13 protein-coding genes are annotated in these 13906 nt (G+C 35.1%); 8 read left to right on the forward strand and 5 right to left on the reverse strand.

The annotated features are described in order from the left end of the window. Window positions 1–13: 13 nt before the first annotated feature. The 3 genes from NiCM35_RS14205 to NiCM35_RS14215 all read right to left on the reverse strand — a co-directional run bounded on the left by NiCM35_RS14205 (window position 14) and on the right by NiCM35_RS14215 (window position 2948). On the reverse strand, window positions 14–508 hold the full coding sequence (locus NiCM35_RS14205) for a NisI/SpaI family lantibiotic immunity lipoprotein (RefSeq protein ID WP_095329549.1): 495 nt from the start codon (window positions 506–508) through the stop codon (window positions 14–16). A 540-nt stretch (window positions 509–1048) separates the two neighbouring features. Next, on the reverse strand, window positions 1049–2206 hold the full coding sequence (locus tag NiCM35_RS14210; protein WP_123260285.1) for an ABC transporter permease: 1158 nt from the start codon (window positions 2204–2206) through the stop codon (window positions 1049–1051). Further along, a complete protein-coding gene (locus tag NiCM35_RS14215) occupies window positions 2196–2948 on the reverse strand; it encodes an ATP-binding cassette domain-containing protein (RefSeq protein ID WP_095329551.1) in 753 nt (250 codons plus the stop codon). The genes NiCM35_RS14210 and NiCM35_RS14215 overlap by 11 nt, the downstream gene beginning before the upstream one ends. A gap of 234 nt (window positions 2949–3182) precedes the next feature. Between NiCM35_RS14215 and NiCM35_RS14220 the strand changes: the two genes are divergently transcribed. After that, window positions 3183–3881: a LytR/AlgR family response regulator transcription factor gene (locus NiCM35_RS14220; protein ID WP_095329552.1), complete on the forward strand. Its 699-nt coding sequence runs from the start codon at window positions 3183–3185 to the stop codon at window positions 3879–3881. A gap of 10 nt (window positions 3882–3891) precedes the next feature. Then, window positions 3892–4890 carry a sensor histidine kinase gene (locus tag NiCM35_RS14225; RefSeq protein ID WP_095329553.1) on the forward strand — a complete coding sequence of 333 codons (999 nt, stop codon included), beginning with the start codon at window positions 3892–3894 and terminating at the stop codon, window positions 4888–4890. A gap of 224 nt (window positions 4891–5114) precedes the next feature. On the opposite strand, the gene cls is transcribed toward NiCM35_RS14225, so the two are convergent. Continuing rightward, a complete protein-coding gene (gene cls / locus NiCM35_RS14230; protein ID WP_433779849.1) occupies window positions 5115–6317 on the reverse strand; it encodes a cardiolipin synthase in 1203 nt (400 codons plus the stop codon). A gap of 210 nt (window positions 6318–6527) precedes the next feature. Here cls and NiCM35_RS14235 point away from each other — a divergent pair, with 210 nt between their 5' ends. The 3 genes from NiCM35_RS14235 (at window position 6528) to pyrG (ending at window position 9374) form a co-directional block, all read left to right on the forward strand. Next, on the forward strand, window positions 6528–6725 hold the full coding sequence (locus NiCM35_RS14235) for a hypothetical protein (RefSeq protein ID WP_095329555.1): 198 nt from the start codon (window positions 6528–6530) through the stop codon (window positions 6723–6725). A gap of 232 nt (window positions 6726–6957) precedes the next feature. Then, window positions 6958–7527, forward strand: coding sequence for a DNA-directed RNA polymerase subunit delta (gene rpoE, locus NiCM35_RS14240; protein WP_095329556.1), 570 nt, complete (start codon window positions 6958–6960; stop codon window positions 7525–7527). Between the two features lie 242 nt (window positions 7528–7769). After that, a complete protein-coding gene (pyrG, locus tag NiCM35_RS14245) occupies window positions 7770–9374 on the forward strand; it encodes a CTP synthase (protein ID WP_095329558.1) in 1605 nt (534 codons plus the stop codon). A gap of 96 nt (window positions 9375–9470) precedes the next feature. Here pyrG and NiCM35_RS14250 read toward each other — a convergent pair whose 3' ends face one another. After that, entirely contained in the window at window positions 9471–10001 is a 531-nt protein-coding gene (locus tag NiCM35_RS14250) for a DUF2529 domain-containing protein (protein WP_163187503.1), read from the reverse strand. 193 nt (window positions 10002–10194) lie between these two features. Between NiCM35_RS14250 and NiCM35_RS14255 the strand changes: the two genes are divergently transcribed. From NiCM35_RS14255 to murA, 3 genes are all read left to right on the forward strand, one after another. Next, entirely contained in the window at window positions 10195–10557 is a 363-nt protein-coding gene (locus NiCM35_RS14255; protein ID WP_095329560.1) for a response regulator, read from the forward strand. 413 nt (window positions 10558–10970) lie between these two features. Next, on the forward strand, window positions 10971–11828 hold the full coding sequence (locus NiCM35_RS14260) for a class II fructose-bisphosphate aldolase (protein ID WP_047940761.1): 858 nt from the start codon (window positions 10971–10973) through the stop codon (window positions 11826–11828). Between the two features lie 525 nt (window positions 11829–12353). After that, window positions 12354–13640: a UDP-N-acetylglucosamine 1-carboxyvinyltransferase gene (gene murA / locus NiCM35_RS14265; protein WP_095322022.1), complete on the forward strand. Its 1287-nt coding sequence runs from the start codon at window positions 12354–12356 to the stop codon at window positions 13638–13640. The last annotated feature ends 266 nt before the right edge of the window (window positions 13641–13906 follow it).

Consider the following 13906-nt stretch of genomic DNA (forward strand, 5'->3'; position numbering starts at 1 on the left):
GTCACACCCTCCCTTATTCCTTTTCATTCTTAATCAAAACTGCCCGATAATACTCACGATTAAACTCTACAATGATTTCATCTTCGGCATTGGAATCCTCGTTTGCACTGTAAACCTTCCCATAGCGTAAAGGTTTTTTCTCTTTGATTTCATCAGGGTCTAGAGAGAGATACGGTTCTTTCAGTTCTTCTTCTGACCATCTCTTTCCATCGCTATCTACAAAGAAAGTTTTGCCTATTGCCCCTATGACTTTTCCTTTTTTGTCTTCATCAACTTTTTCTTTCAGCTGATAAAGTTTTTCGTTGTAGACCACTTGATCGAGTTTTCCCTTATCAATCAACCTCTCCATTGTTTCAGCTGTTTCGTTTTCGTTACCCTCAGTAAAATGCATTGTTTTTTTTGTTTCTTCCATTGTTTTATCTTTAAACTTTGTTAATGATTGACATGCAGATAACATAAATAAAACAATAATACAGCCTGAAATGTTTATACATCTTTTTAAAAACATATACATCACCTCAATCTTATGACTTTTCCCCCTGTGCGTGTCTATGTGGGATGTTGATTATTTTAGAATACTTTTATCAAAATTTAATCAAGATACATTTCTAACTGGAAACTAAAAACATTTGGGCTACTGGCAATACGATCAACTTGTCCAATAAATAATCTTTAAGGTTATACAATTTTAATTCTTTAAAACAAAAATTATGTGGAGTGAATAACTGATATTCAAGATTTTCTTTCCTGCACTGCCTGTTTCCAAAGTATAAAAAATTCCTGCTGTCCAATTTTCAAGAAATAAAATAGAAAAGTGACTGGAATCGTCAAATAAGGGCAGTGAGACTTTGGATTCGATGACATCAAAAACGTAATTAAAAGTATAGAAAATAGATTTTTTAGGAACGGAAGGGGGAGGAAGTGCCTGTAGAAGAGAAACAGGGAATGTATATTTATAAACTAAGACAAACCCCTAATTACTGAATTAGGAGTTTGTCGACAGTCTGGAGTTCCTTTGTATATCTTATCAAAGGAACATTCATGCTGCTTAATTAATAACCCATTTATCCTTCAAAAATAGCATTCTGCCAATCAAAAATGAAATAATGATAAAGACTAAATTAGATCCTAGGGTAAGAAGCAAATGCTGATAGATTATTTCCCCGAATATTAACTCCTTTAAAGTGCTAAATACATTAACAAAAGGAATAATAAAATGGTTAGTAGTTAATTCATTTATTCCAGTAGTTGATAAGAGCATCATTGGAAAAATAGTCAGAAGCAGTATCGGCGTGCTATAACTTTGAGCCTCTTTAATTGTTTTACCAATAATACTAGTAATCATAAGCAAGGAAGCAATTAACATAGAGTAAATAATCGTCATAACCAAAGCAAAAACGATAATTAATGCAAAATTATTATGCACAGGAACAGCATTTTTTAAATTTTCCGTAAAAAAGGCAATTTCAAGCACAACTACCAGCAAAGTGATCAAACCAGTTAAAACCCCGATAGTAGTGATTGTTAACCATTTAGAAATAACTAAAGTTGAACGCTTTACGGGAGTCATTAATAATGCCTCCATTGTTTTCTTTTCTTTTTCTCCTGCAAACAGATCTGCAGCGGCAGGAGAAGCGCCGATTCCTAAAGCTAATGATAGGATTAATGGAATAAGCATAGCGACTAAATTAATGGTTGGGTCCTCTGCAGAAATTTCTTGCTGTTCAATAGAGAAAGGCTGCACAACCGTACTTTCGACACCTGCTTCATTTAACCGTTCTGTTACCACCGTCTTTTCGTATTCATTTAATGCATTCATAACAATTGAAAGTAATGTAGAAGATTTTTCACTAAAAGAATCTCCAATGAGAACGATATTGGTATTTTCTCCTTTGCTGAGTTTTTCGCTAAAATCATTCTCTATCAGAATGGCAGCTTGTGCATCTCCGTCTTTTACCATTTTTTCGGGATTATCAGCATCTACTAATTCAATGTTTGTATAAACAGCTAAATTTGCTTGCATCTCTTCATTTATATTTGTTGGAATGGCTAATTGGTAGGTGTCTCCTTCATCACTAGATACTAACTTTTCATAAAAGAGGGTTAAGCCTGTCATCATAATAATCGGTAAGAAAACGGTAAGTAATAATGTTCGTCTATCACGAAATGAATCCTTTAATTCTTTCAAAAATAATTTAAATAGCATATGTGTTTCCTCCTCTAACTAATTTGCTCATAAAGATGTAGTTTAGGTCCTTGCTGCCTTCCGCTTTGTATAAATCGTCAAGCTTTCCATGATAGACAAGCTCTCCTTTATGTATCATTGCAACGCTATCACATAGCATCGCAACTTCCTCCATAATGTGGCTGGAAAATAAAATGGTTTTCCCTTCTCTTTTTAATTGATGAACAAGCTGACGGAATACATTTGAAGCAGTAATATCCAAGCCTGTTGTAGGTTCATCAAAAAGAATAATTTCGGGGTCATGAATAATCGTTCGGGCAATCGCCACTTTTTGTCTCATTCCTTTAGAGAATCCGCCAACTTTTCGATCTAAATAATCTCGCATCCCAAACATTCTTGAAAGCTCATCGATTCTAACCTTTGTTTCATGTTTTCCTAATCCATATAGATTGGCAAAGTACTCTAGATTCTCTCTTGCAGTTAATCGCTCATAAAGACCAGTTTCTCCACCGAATAGAACACCAATTTTTTGTTTAATTTCATTGGGGTTTTTCTTTGTATCATATTGATCAACCGTTATAGTTCCTTCTGTTGGTTGGATAAGGGTGGCAATAGAACGTAGAAGCGTTGTCTTGCCTGCTCCATTCTCTCCAAGTAAAGCAATGGTTTCTCCTTTTTGTATGGAAAATGACACGTGTTTAAGGGCTGTTACAGAAGTTTTTTTATCTTGAAATTTTTTAGTTACCGTTTGAATCGTTATCATACTCTTTCACCTCGTATTGGTTTCGTTACATTTATCATAATTGGAGAGCCTCTTTTTTTCTGCCATTATGTCACGAAAATGGCTTATCATGTCGTGAAAAGGGAAGATGTCGCATATAGGAATACTTGTGGGGATGGAAAATGCGGTGAAACCCATCCGAACGTAGAGAAATCATGGTAAAATAAAAAGGGTAATTTCTGTCAGTATTTGTGGGGATGAAGGGAGAAAGAAGAGTTGAGAGTTGGTTTAGTAGATGACCGTATGATTGATCTAGATAAATTAATAGGCATTGTTTCCGGTATTCCTGATGTTGAGATTATCTTCTCAACGATATCGGCGGAAGAAGCTTATACGGAAATAAAAAAAGAAAGCATTGATTTATTAATTGCGGATATTGAAATGCCAGGTTTATCGGGATATGAATTAGCGGACATTATTCATTCTCATGCTTTGAATATTTTGGTCATTTTTGTAACAGGTACTAGTGGCTATGCTGTTCATGCCTTTGAACTGAATGTCCATGACTATATTATGAAGCCTTATAATAAGGAGCGTCTTACTCAATCGGTACAGCGAGCGTTAGAAAAGACAAAGTCTACAGAGATTGCAGGAAGACTTTATATTAAACAAAAGAGTGAAATTCACATTATCCAAAAGAAGGATATTGTTTTTATTGAACGATCCGGAAGGTCAACAACCATTTATACTAAAGCCGAAGCGATCAAAACATATCAAACGCTAAATGAATTAGAGGGAGAGCTGAGAGAAAGAGATTTTATACGCTCCCATCGATCTTTTATTATAAACATTCATTATGTTAAAAATTTTTCTCTTTATGCAAAGAACTCTTATGCTGTAGCATTCGAAGGATTAGAGGAAAAGGCAATGATTACAAAGGAAAAAGTAGATTTTCTTCAGGAAAATTACTTTTAAAGAGGTATATATGATTAATAATAACCATTTTTATTGGCTGCTTATTGCTGTTTATAGCACCATACATAGCAAAAGAGTAATCGACCACGTAAGTTTTTCGGTGCAAGCATATTGGATCTTTGCATTCTTTGTGGGGATATGCTTTGTTCTTTCGAAATATTTACATGCAGATAAAGCTGTTATTAATTCCAGAATAGAAGTTCTCTTTTGGCTTGTACAATCATTGGTTTTGCTTTTGCATATTCAAGTTGCATTCACATACTGGAATATATTATTCCTTCTGTTGTTCGTACTAATCGAAATAGTGCGGTTTATGATTGGAGCAAAAATTTTTTCACTGCAACAGGCAAAAGAGTCCTATGAGAAGGAGATAAGCCAATATAATGAACTTTTTCAAGTAGTGCGCAGCGAAAGACATGATTTTCTAAAGCATATTTCAGCAGTGCATTTTATGCTGGAAAAAGAGGGTTCCTCCCATGCTAAATCTTATTTAGACGAATTGGTAGAAGGATATGAAGAAACAAATCTATCTATAAAAGGGGAAAGTGGATCTGTAGCTTCTGTCTTACATAGAGTTTATAAGCAGGCGGTCCAGGAAAATATCACGCTAAAATATGATTTTGATATCCCTTTATCAACGTTGCCGATGAAAGAAAAGGATATCGTCGGTTTAGTAGGGAATTTATTGTCTAATAGCTTAGAAGCAAGTCGAGAATGGCAGCAAAAGTATCGACGAGAGCCCCATATTATTATTCGGCTCTCCAAAAGAAGTGGGCTTTACTTACTGACATGCAAAAATGACTGCTTGCCTATTCCAGTTTCCATCTTAGACTCTTTATATAAGAAATTTGGTAAGTCGACGAAGAAGGGGAAAGAACGTGGATATGGAACAAGAATCATCCTTGATATCGTGAAGAAGCATCATGGCTATCTTGATTACACCTATAAGGAGGAATCATTTTTTGTCAAAATAAAAATACCAGTCATAAAAAACAGCAACGATGATTAATTGGATATTGGTTGCAAATCCGAAGCAGCTTAGGTGTAGCACCATGAAAAGTCCGTCTGCGGGAAATACCTACAAGTAATTCTTTTTTTAATAAAGACCCAAACAGTCACAAGATGTTTTATTACTTCTTCGTATAATTGTTTGGGTTTATGTTTGTTGGAATACTTATGTCCTGGGCATGTCTATGCAAATCGTCTAGGATAGTTCCGTAATCGCTAATCCATTTATAGAAATGGAGCGAAAAGGCGGGCTATCCATTCTTTTAGCTTACTTCTGATTGTGATAGTATCTAAACCTTCAAGCGATAACTCCTTTGCCTGCTGTAAATCTTCTGTTGTAATCTTGTTCATTCTTTCTATAAAGCCTTGGTCGTAGATACAACAATTTAACTCATGATTTAAAAAGATGCTCCGTCTATCAAAGTTGGCTGAACCAATAATAATAATTTCATTATCAATGTTAATTAATTTACCATGAAAAAAACCATTCATATACTGATAAACACTTGCTCCATGTGCAATCAATGTACGTAAATATGGAAAGGAGGCCTCTTTGACTAACAAGTGATCTGCCTTATCAGGTATAAGGATGGTAATGGAAATATTTCTATGTAATGCTCTTAGTAACTCCTTTGTTATTTGTTTACTAGGTATAAAATAAGGAGTGGTAATTAGAAGAGAACTTTTGCAGTTTTTTATGACATGACAGACTATTTCCTCTAAATAAACCCCTTGTGTAGGAATTATTTGATGTCTAGATTCTCCCTTTTTTTGCAGGGGAAAATATACACGATTTTGCAGTAAATTTATCTTAGAAGCTTTTAACCAATCCATTAAAAATTCTCGTTGTAAGTCATCGACCCCTTCACCAATCAATTTAAGATGATAGTCACGCCAAGGGCTCAATTTATAATTAGCATGAATATAATCCTTGCCAATATTAAAGCCCCCCATAAAACCAACCTTACCATCGATAATAGCAATTTTTCGGTGGTTTCTAACCTGCAAGGAATAAAAAAGATAAGGGAAAATTGGAAGCTGACAAAATGCAAACTGAACGCCGGCCTTTTTTAATTTTGCCCTAACCTTTTTTCTTATTTTATAACTTCCTAACCAATCTAAAATAAGTCGCACTTCCACTCCTTCATGTGCTTTTGTTTTTAAAAGATTGAGAAACTCGTTGGAAATACTGTCTGTTTTAATAGTATAGAAAAGAATATGGACATGTTCAGCAGCCTCTTCAATTGCTTGAAAAAGGGCTGGGAATAGTTCTGTACCGTCCGAGTAAATGTGAATGTCACTATATCTAAAAGGATGATTTTTTCGATTGATTTTTTTTTGCTGAGCTCTCTTTCCTAATTGAAAGTCCAGGTAAAGAAGGAAAATAAGTATGGCAATAATGCTTAGGATAATCAGGAATGTCTTCATTCATAATGCCCTCCTTAGAAGGATAGTATTGCCGATATTCCCTTCTTTTCATACCTTGCTTGGTCATGTCCGTAAGAGATTGCTATTCACCAAAAATACAATAGATAATGGAAGAGAGAAGAAAAAATAGCGTTTAGACTTGCGTGCCCCTTGATAGAATCGTTATCCTAGAAGTAAGAATATTCTACATTTAGTTGGGGTGGATTAACAGTGCGGAAATTATGGATATGGCTGGGAATGCCTGTATATATAGTGGTGTTTTCTTTCCTTTATAAGCACCAATTAGGTTCCATTGGCTTCTTTCTTTTATCCCTTCTGTTTTTTAAACTAGCTAAGAATAAACACTCAAAAATAACGGGAAAAGAGAAGGAAAACTTTTATTTTGAAGAAAAGTTAAATAAACCTTAACTAGAACTAGCATATTCACCTAAAATTTGTTTATAATGGAGAATATGTATTTTTACTATTTTAGTTAGAGTTCTTTTCAAAAGGCTTTAAAATAGGTTAGAGGATTTATTGCAGAATGGTCAACAAAAGCATAAAAAAATAATAAACTCCCGAAAAGTGAAACTTCCACCTGAATTTCGGTTCGAGCTTTCAGGAAAGGGATAAGAGTAGATAAGAAAGGAAGTGCGAAAGAATGAGTATTGATAAATACACTCAAGAAGAACTAAAAGAAATGTCGCTAATTGATGTAGCACATGAAATTATGAATGGTGGTAAAACACCTTATGCATTTAATGAACTAATGGATCAAGTAGCAAAATTAGTTGGGTTAAGTGAAGAAGAGGTTAATGAAAAAATAGCACAATTATATACAGATGTTAATATTGATGGTCGCTTCTTATCATTAGGAGACAATCGTTGGGGACTTCGTTTATGGTACCCTGTAGATAAATCAGAAGAAGATGTCGTAACAGTTACAAAACCGAAGAAGAAGAAAGCGAAAAAAGCTGTTGATGATGACTTCGATGATTTTGATAGCCTTGATGAGGATGACGATTTTGATGACTTTGATGCTGATCTAGATGACGAAGAGCTTCTAGATGAGGATGAGGATTTAGATGAAGAAGATGATGATCTATTAGATGACGATTTGTCGGAAGAAGATGATGATTTCGATGAAGATTATGAAATCGATGACGATGAGCTAGATGAGGATGAAGAGGAAGAAGACGACGAATTTGATGACGAGGATGAGGATAAATAATCTCCTAGTCTTGACATTTATAGTCGTTGCTAGTAAAATCTTTTTTGGGCTCCTTAAAAAGAGGAACGAACTTAAATTCGCTAAATATAGCGCTCCCTTACTTTTAGAAAGTAAGTGGAGCGCTTTTTATTTTTTAGTAAAGAAAGTAAATAGCAATCGTTTCATACCCCTCTAAAAAAATTAGTTAATTCGTCTTAAATAAAGAGGAATTGGAGCAAACTTAAATCAAGGGGGATAATATAATGACAAAATATATTTTTGTAACAGGTGGAGTAGTATCTTCACTCGGAAAAGGTATTACAGCAGCATCACTAGGACGCTTGCTGAAAAATCGTGGTGTAAGTGTAACGATTCAAAAGTTTGACCCGTATATCAATGTGGATCCTGGTACAATGAGTCCATATCAGCATGGAGAAGTGTTTGTAACAGATGATGGCGCAGAAACAGACTTAGACTTAGGTCACTATGAGCGTTTTATTGATATCAATTTAACGAAATATAACAATGTGACAACAGGAAAAATCTATTCTACTGTATTAAGAAAAGAACGTAGAGGAGATTATCTTGGTGGAACAGTGCAAGTAATTCCGCACATTACAAATGAAATCAAAGAACGTGTATTTAGAGCTGGTCGTGAAACAAATGCAGATGTAGTAATTACAGAAATTGGCGGAACGGTTGGAGACATTGAATCTTTACCATTCTTAGAAGCTATTCGTCAAATTAAAAGTGATATTGGTCGTGACAATGTTATGTACATTCATTGTACATTGGTACCATACATCAAAGCTGCAGGGGAAATGAAAACTAAACCAACACAACATAGTGTAAAAGAGCTACGCAGCTTAGGAATTCAGCCAAATGTGATTGTAGTAAGAACAGAAAAACCTATTTCTGAAGATATGAAGGATAAAATTGCTTTATTCTGTGATATAGACAATAAATCTGTTATTGAATGTCGTGATGCAGATACACTTTATACTATTCCGTTAGCTCTTCAAGAGCAAAATCTTGATCAAATCGTATGTGACCATTTAAAGCTTAAATGCCAAGAAGCAGATATGACAGAATGGATTGAACTAGTAGATCGCGTTCGTCATCTTTCTAAAACAACAAAAATTGCCCTTGTTGGTAAATATGTTGAATTACAAGATGCTTATATATCTGTAGTAGAAGCATTAAAGCACGCTGGGTATGCATATGATGCTGACATTGAGATCGATTGGATTAATGCAGAGCAGGTAACGAAAGAAAACGTGCAAGAAATATTACAAGATGCAGATGGAATTCTCGTACCAGGTGGATTCGGAGACCGTGGTGTGGAAGGAAAAATTCTTGCAACGCAATATGCACGCGAACAGAAGGTTCCTTTCTTTGGGATTTGCTTAGGTATGCAGGTAGCATCTATCGAATTTGCTCGTAATGTTTTAGGGTGGAATGATGCTCATTCTTCTGAAATTAACGAAGCAACAACACATCCAGTTATTGACCTTCTGCCAGAACAGAAGGATGTGGAAGATTTAGGTGGAACACTTCGCTTAGGTTTATATCCATGTAAATTAAAAGAAGATACAAGAGCGTATGAAGCATATCAAGACGAGGTAATCTATGAGAGACATCGTCATCGTTATGAGTTCAATAATCAATATCGTCAAGAGATGGAAAATGCAGGATTTGTATTCTCAGGAACTAGCCCAGATGGCCGTTTAGTGGAAATTGTTGAATTAAAAGATCATCCTTGGTTTGTTGCTTCTCAATTCCACCCAGAATTTATCTCGAGACCAACTCGCCCGCAACCTCTTTTCCGTGAGTTTGTCGGTGCATCTATCCGCTTAGCAGAAAAATAAAATTTTGGCGAACTTAAAAAAAGAGGCTATTCCATTTATTTGGAAAAGCCTCTTTTTGTAATGTTTTCTAACGTTTAGTGTAATAGTAATTCTCTTTTATAAATCATATTCTTTCAAAATTTCATCAGTGGTAAATTTAATGCCATGATAAATAAAAAGAGCAGCAATTAACGATGGATAGCCATATCGCTTTCCTTCATCGTCAGGCAATAAGCCTTTAGAAAGTCTTAAGTCGATAGAAACATCTGCAAAGTCAACCAGTGATTCAATATCAGGATTGGTAATAGAACAGATGGAAATAAAGGGAACTTGAGCATCGTATAGTTGTTTAGCAAATGTGTTTATTTCTTCCTCTTCATTTGTTCGAGCAAAAAGAATAAACCGATCGTTTGAGGTAATAGATTCAAGCGATGCATTTGCCCATTTTTCTGTATTTAGCATCGGCTCCATCCCAGTTGTAGCCTCTGCTATCACTCCTGCCATTTCATTTGTTGCATAGATATAAACCTTTCCGTCACTGACAATGGCTTGGGCTAATAGTCTTGAGCTGTCTTCGATTGCTTCCTCTTCTTTCTCATGCAATCTTTTAAATAACCCACTTAGTTGAGTGGAAAACATTTTAAGCAAGTGGAAAACCTCCATTTTATTAAATTAAAACAGTAATTTGCTTCATATAGTAGATAATTATAATTAAATTGAAGGAAAAGGTAAAATTTAAGGGGATTAGCAGGAAAAGTCGAGTAAATAGTAGAAAAAGATAAAGTATGATAAAAACGAGAGAATACATACATATAACTTGAGTTAGAAGGGAAGGTTCCTTATGAAAGGGAAAATATTAATTGTTGATGATCAATTCGGCATTAGAATCCTTTTGAATGAAGTTTTTCAAAAGGAAGGATATAAGACATTCCAAGCTGCAAATGGAAATCAGGCGTTAGAAATTGTGACAAGAGAATCACCTGATTTAGTGCTGCTTGATATGAAAATTCCAGGAATGGATGGAATTGAAATATTAAAACGAATGAAAAAGCTTAATCAGGATATTCGTGTGATTATCATGACAGCTTATGGAGAACTAGATATGATTCAAGAAGCGAAGGACCTCGGTGCCCTAACGCATTTTGCTAAACCGTTTGATATTGATGATCTGAGAGAGGCTGTTAAGAAGTACATTAATTATTAATCGCCATATTTTATACATATTTATTAGCCAGCCAGTTCCTATATGTTTTCCCTTAACCCGAAAAATGTAGTTTCTGTTTTGAAGCTATTGGTTTTCGAAAACTAGATCTGTGATATTTTTTACTAAGCCATCATGGACCATATTTTCAATACCTATTCTATAGTTTATAAGTGGATTTAGAATTAAAGTGCTTTCATTCGACAAAAAGTCTACTAATTTGTGACAAAATAGAAAAAAAAGCTTGAACGATAGCATTTCTTGATTTATTTTGGTATGATTACAATTGAGTTTTTAAATGGAATGATTCGTTTTGTTTTACTTGAGGTATTATATACATATTCAACTTTCCTTTGGGAAATTTAATAAAGATTCTCTTGTAAAAAAGAACGATCATTAAATAAGGAGGAAGAAATATGCCTTTAGTTTCAATGAAAGACATGTTAAACAAAGCAAAAGCAGAAGGCTATGCTGTTGGTCAATTTAACTTAAATAATCTTGAGTTTACTCAAGCAATTCTTCAAGCTGCAGAAGAAGAAAAATCTCCAGTTATTCTTGGAGTTTCTGAAGGTGCAGGCCGCTATATGGGTGGCTTCAAAACTGTTGTAAAAATGGTTGAAGGTTTAATGGAAGACTATAACATCACAGTTCCTGTTGCTATTCATTTAGATCACGGTTCAAGTTTCGAAAAATGTAAAGAAGCAATCGATGCTGGCTTTACATCTGTAATGATCGATGCTTCTCACCATCCATTTGATGAGAACGTTGAAATTACTTCTAAAGTAGTAGAATATGCACATGCTAAAGGTGTTTCTGTAGAAGCAGAACTTGGTACTGTTGGTGGACAAGAAGATGACGTTGTAGCTGAAGGTGTAATTTATGCTGATGCTAACGAATGTGTTGAACTTGTTAAACGTACTGGCATTGACACTTTAGCTCCTGCTTTAGGATCTGTTCACGGTCCTTACAAAGGTGAGCCTAACTTAGGTTTCAAAGAAATGGAAGAAATCGGTAACTTAACTGGTTTACCATTAGTATTACACGGTGGTACTGGTATCCCAACTAAAGATATCACAAAAGCTATTTCTTTAGGAACAGCTAAAATCAACGTTAACACTGAAAACCAAATTGCTTCTGCAAAAGCAGTTCGCGAAACATTAGCTGCTAAACCAGAAGAATACGATCCACGTAAATACTTAGGACCTGCTCGTGATGCGATTAAAGCAACTGTAATCGGCAAAATCAAAGAATTTGGTTCTTCTAATAAAGCATAATTTTATTTGTAGGAAAGAGAGGATATCTTTTTAGGGGCAGACCCTTAAAGGATATCCTTTTTTTTATGGCATTCTTCAAAAAAAGCTGTTTTTGGAAGGGGGGAAAGGTAATATCTTCAAATAATTGCGTAGGTAAATATTTCGAAAATAACTTCCCTATTTATATTCCAAAAGGTTACTAGCAATCATCAATAGCGAGCGGTTTCAGTTGATTTGTGAATTACCAAGGGATATCATGACTTGTTTATGGAAAAAGCGTATATGAAAGTGGAAGATTATAGTAAAAGAAAGTTATCGATGAATTGGTTCCAAGTATCAGGACTCCTTATATAGGTAATACTAAAAATGTTTGTACTTTGTTAACACAATAGAACGTAAAGTTCATACATATATACTTTTCCATTGAGTCTTAATATTTGGTATAATAAGTAACAGTAATTCAAACAAGATTCTACATCCAAGCCTCATCTTGATTAACTTATAGCAGAATTCGTACTTTTGCATTGGCTTAGAAGGGAGCTAGAAATGGAAAAACTTATGATTGCAGGTGGATCACCTTTAAAAGGAACGGTTAGAGTGAGTGGTGCAAAAAATAGTGCAGTGGCACTTATTCCAGCAACCATTTTAGCTGAATCTCCCGTTACAATTGAGGGACTGCCTGACATTTCAGATGTTCAGATATTAAAAGAGATTATGGAAGAGTTAGGTGGAACGGTATCTATATCAGAGTCTGATATAACAATTGATCCCTCTTCTATGATTTCTATGCCTATGCCGAATGGGAAGGTAAAAAAATTGCGTGCTTCTTATTATTTAATGGGAGCCATGCTAGGACGATTTAAAAAGGCGGTAATTGGCTTACCTGGTGGCTGTCATCTAGGACCAAGACCGATAGATCAGCATATTAAAGGATTTGAAGCACTTGGTGCACAGGTTACAAATGAACAAGGAGCCATTTATCTTCGGGCAGATGAGTTAAGGGGAGCAAGAATTTACTTAGATGTAGTAAGCGTAGGGGCAACAATTAATATTATGCTTGCAGCAGTACGAGCAAAAGGGAAAACCATCATTGAAAATGCAGCTAAAGAACCGGAAATTATTGATGTGGCAACACTTTTAACCAATATGGGAGCGAAAATAAAAGGTGCAGGGACTGATGTGATTCGGATTGAAGGGGTAGATCATCTTCATGGTTGCCGTCATACTATTATTCCGGATCGTATCGAGGCAGGTACGTATATTATTATTGGAGCAGCGGTTGGAGATGGTGTGCTTGTGGATAATGTAATCCCCCAACATTTAGAGTCTTTAATTGCGAAATTAAGAGAGATGGGAGTCTCGATAGAATCAAGTGATGAACAAGTGTTTATCAGCTCCAATAATTCTTTGAAACCAGTAGATATAAAAACACTTGTATATCCTGGGTTTCCAACAGATCTTCAGCAGCCATTCACATCCCTTTTAACAAAGACAAATGGTACAAGTATGGTTACAGATACAATTTACGGTGCTAGATTTAAACATATTGATGAGCTGCGTCGAATGAATGCCACAATAAAAGTAGAGGGACGATCTGCCATTATTAATGGTCCAGTTCATTTGCAAGGTGCCAAAGTAAAAGCAAGTGACTTACGTGCTGGTGCCTCCTTAGTAATAGCAGGGCTAATGGCAGATGGAGTGACAGAAATTACAGGTCTTGAGCATATTGATAGAGGGTACAGCCATATAGTAGAAAAACTTACTGGTTTAGGGGCGACAATATGGCGAGAAAAGATGACCGAAGAGGAATATGAACAAATAAATAATGGCTAATCAATTGTGAACTAGTACAGCGCCGTGTTATTCGAATCATGTGTTGAACCTTTTTCTATTTATTAGCCAATATAGGATAGCAGGGGGAGGAAGTTCCCTCTGTTCTAAATTCATTAATAACTTTTTGGAAAAAGAAAATAAGTCTAGATAAATTATTTATACGTATTTTAAAAGCAGATTTTTGCTACTAAAGGCATGTAGGGACCATCCTTTTAAATTTGTTTATGAAAGAATAAATGTCCTCCAATACGGGAATATTCATTAAG

Origin of the sequence: Niallia sp. M35 (assembly GCF_050971705.1) — a bacterium.
GTDB classification, from domain to species: domain Bacteria; phylum Bacillota; class Bacilli; order Bacillales; family Cytobacillaceae; genus Niallia; species Niallia circulans_A.

Bases quoted from the DNA above. Each gene is read 5' to 3' on its own strand.
- rpoE (WP_095329556.1), top strand. From the start codon at position 6,958: ATGAGTATTGATAAATACACTCAAGAAGAACTAAAAGAAATGTCGCTA.
- NiCM35_RS14255 (WP_095329560.1), top strand. From the start codon at position 10,195: ATGAAAGGGAAAATATTAATTGTTGATGATCAATTCGGCATTAGAATC.
- NiCM35_RS14205 (WP_095329549.1), bottom strand. From the start codon at position 508: ATGTTTTTAAAAAGATGTATAAACATTTCAGGCTGTATTATTGTTTTA.
- cls (WP_433779849.1), bottom strand. From the start codon at position 6,317: ATGAAGACATTCCTGATTATCCTAAGCATTATTGCCATACTTATTTTC.
- NiCM35_RS14225 (WP_095329553.1), top strand. From the start codon at position 3,892: ATGATTAATAATAACCATTTTTATTGGCTGCTTATTGCTGTTTATAGC.
- murA (WP_095322022.1), top strand. From the start codon at position 12,354: ATGGAAAAACTTATGATTGCAGGTGGATCACCTTTAAAAGGAACGGTT.
- NiCM35_RS14215 (WP_095329551.1), bottom strand. From the start codon at position 2,948: ATGATAACGATTCAAACGGTAACTAAAAAATTTCAAGATAAAAAAACT.
- NiCM35_RS14210 (WP_123260285.1), bottom strand. From the start codon at position 2,206: ATGCTATTTAAATTATTTTTGAAAGAATTAAAGGATTCATTTCGTGAT.
- NiCM35_RS14260 (WP_047940761.1), top strand. From the start codon at position 10,971: ATGCCTTTAGTTTCAATGAAAGACATGTTAAACAAAGCAAAAGCAGAA.
- pyrG (WP_095329558.1), top strand. From the start codon at position 7,770: ATGACAAAATATATTTTTGTAACAGGTGGAGTAGTATCTTCACTCGGA.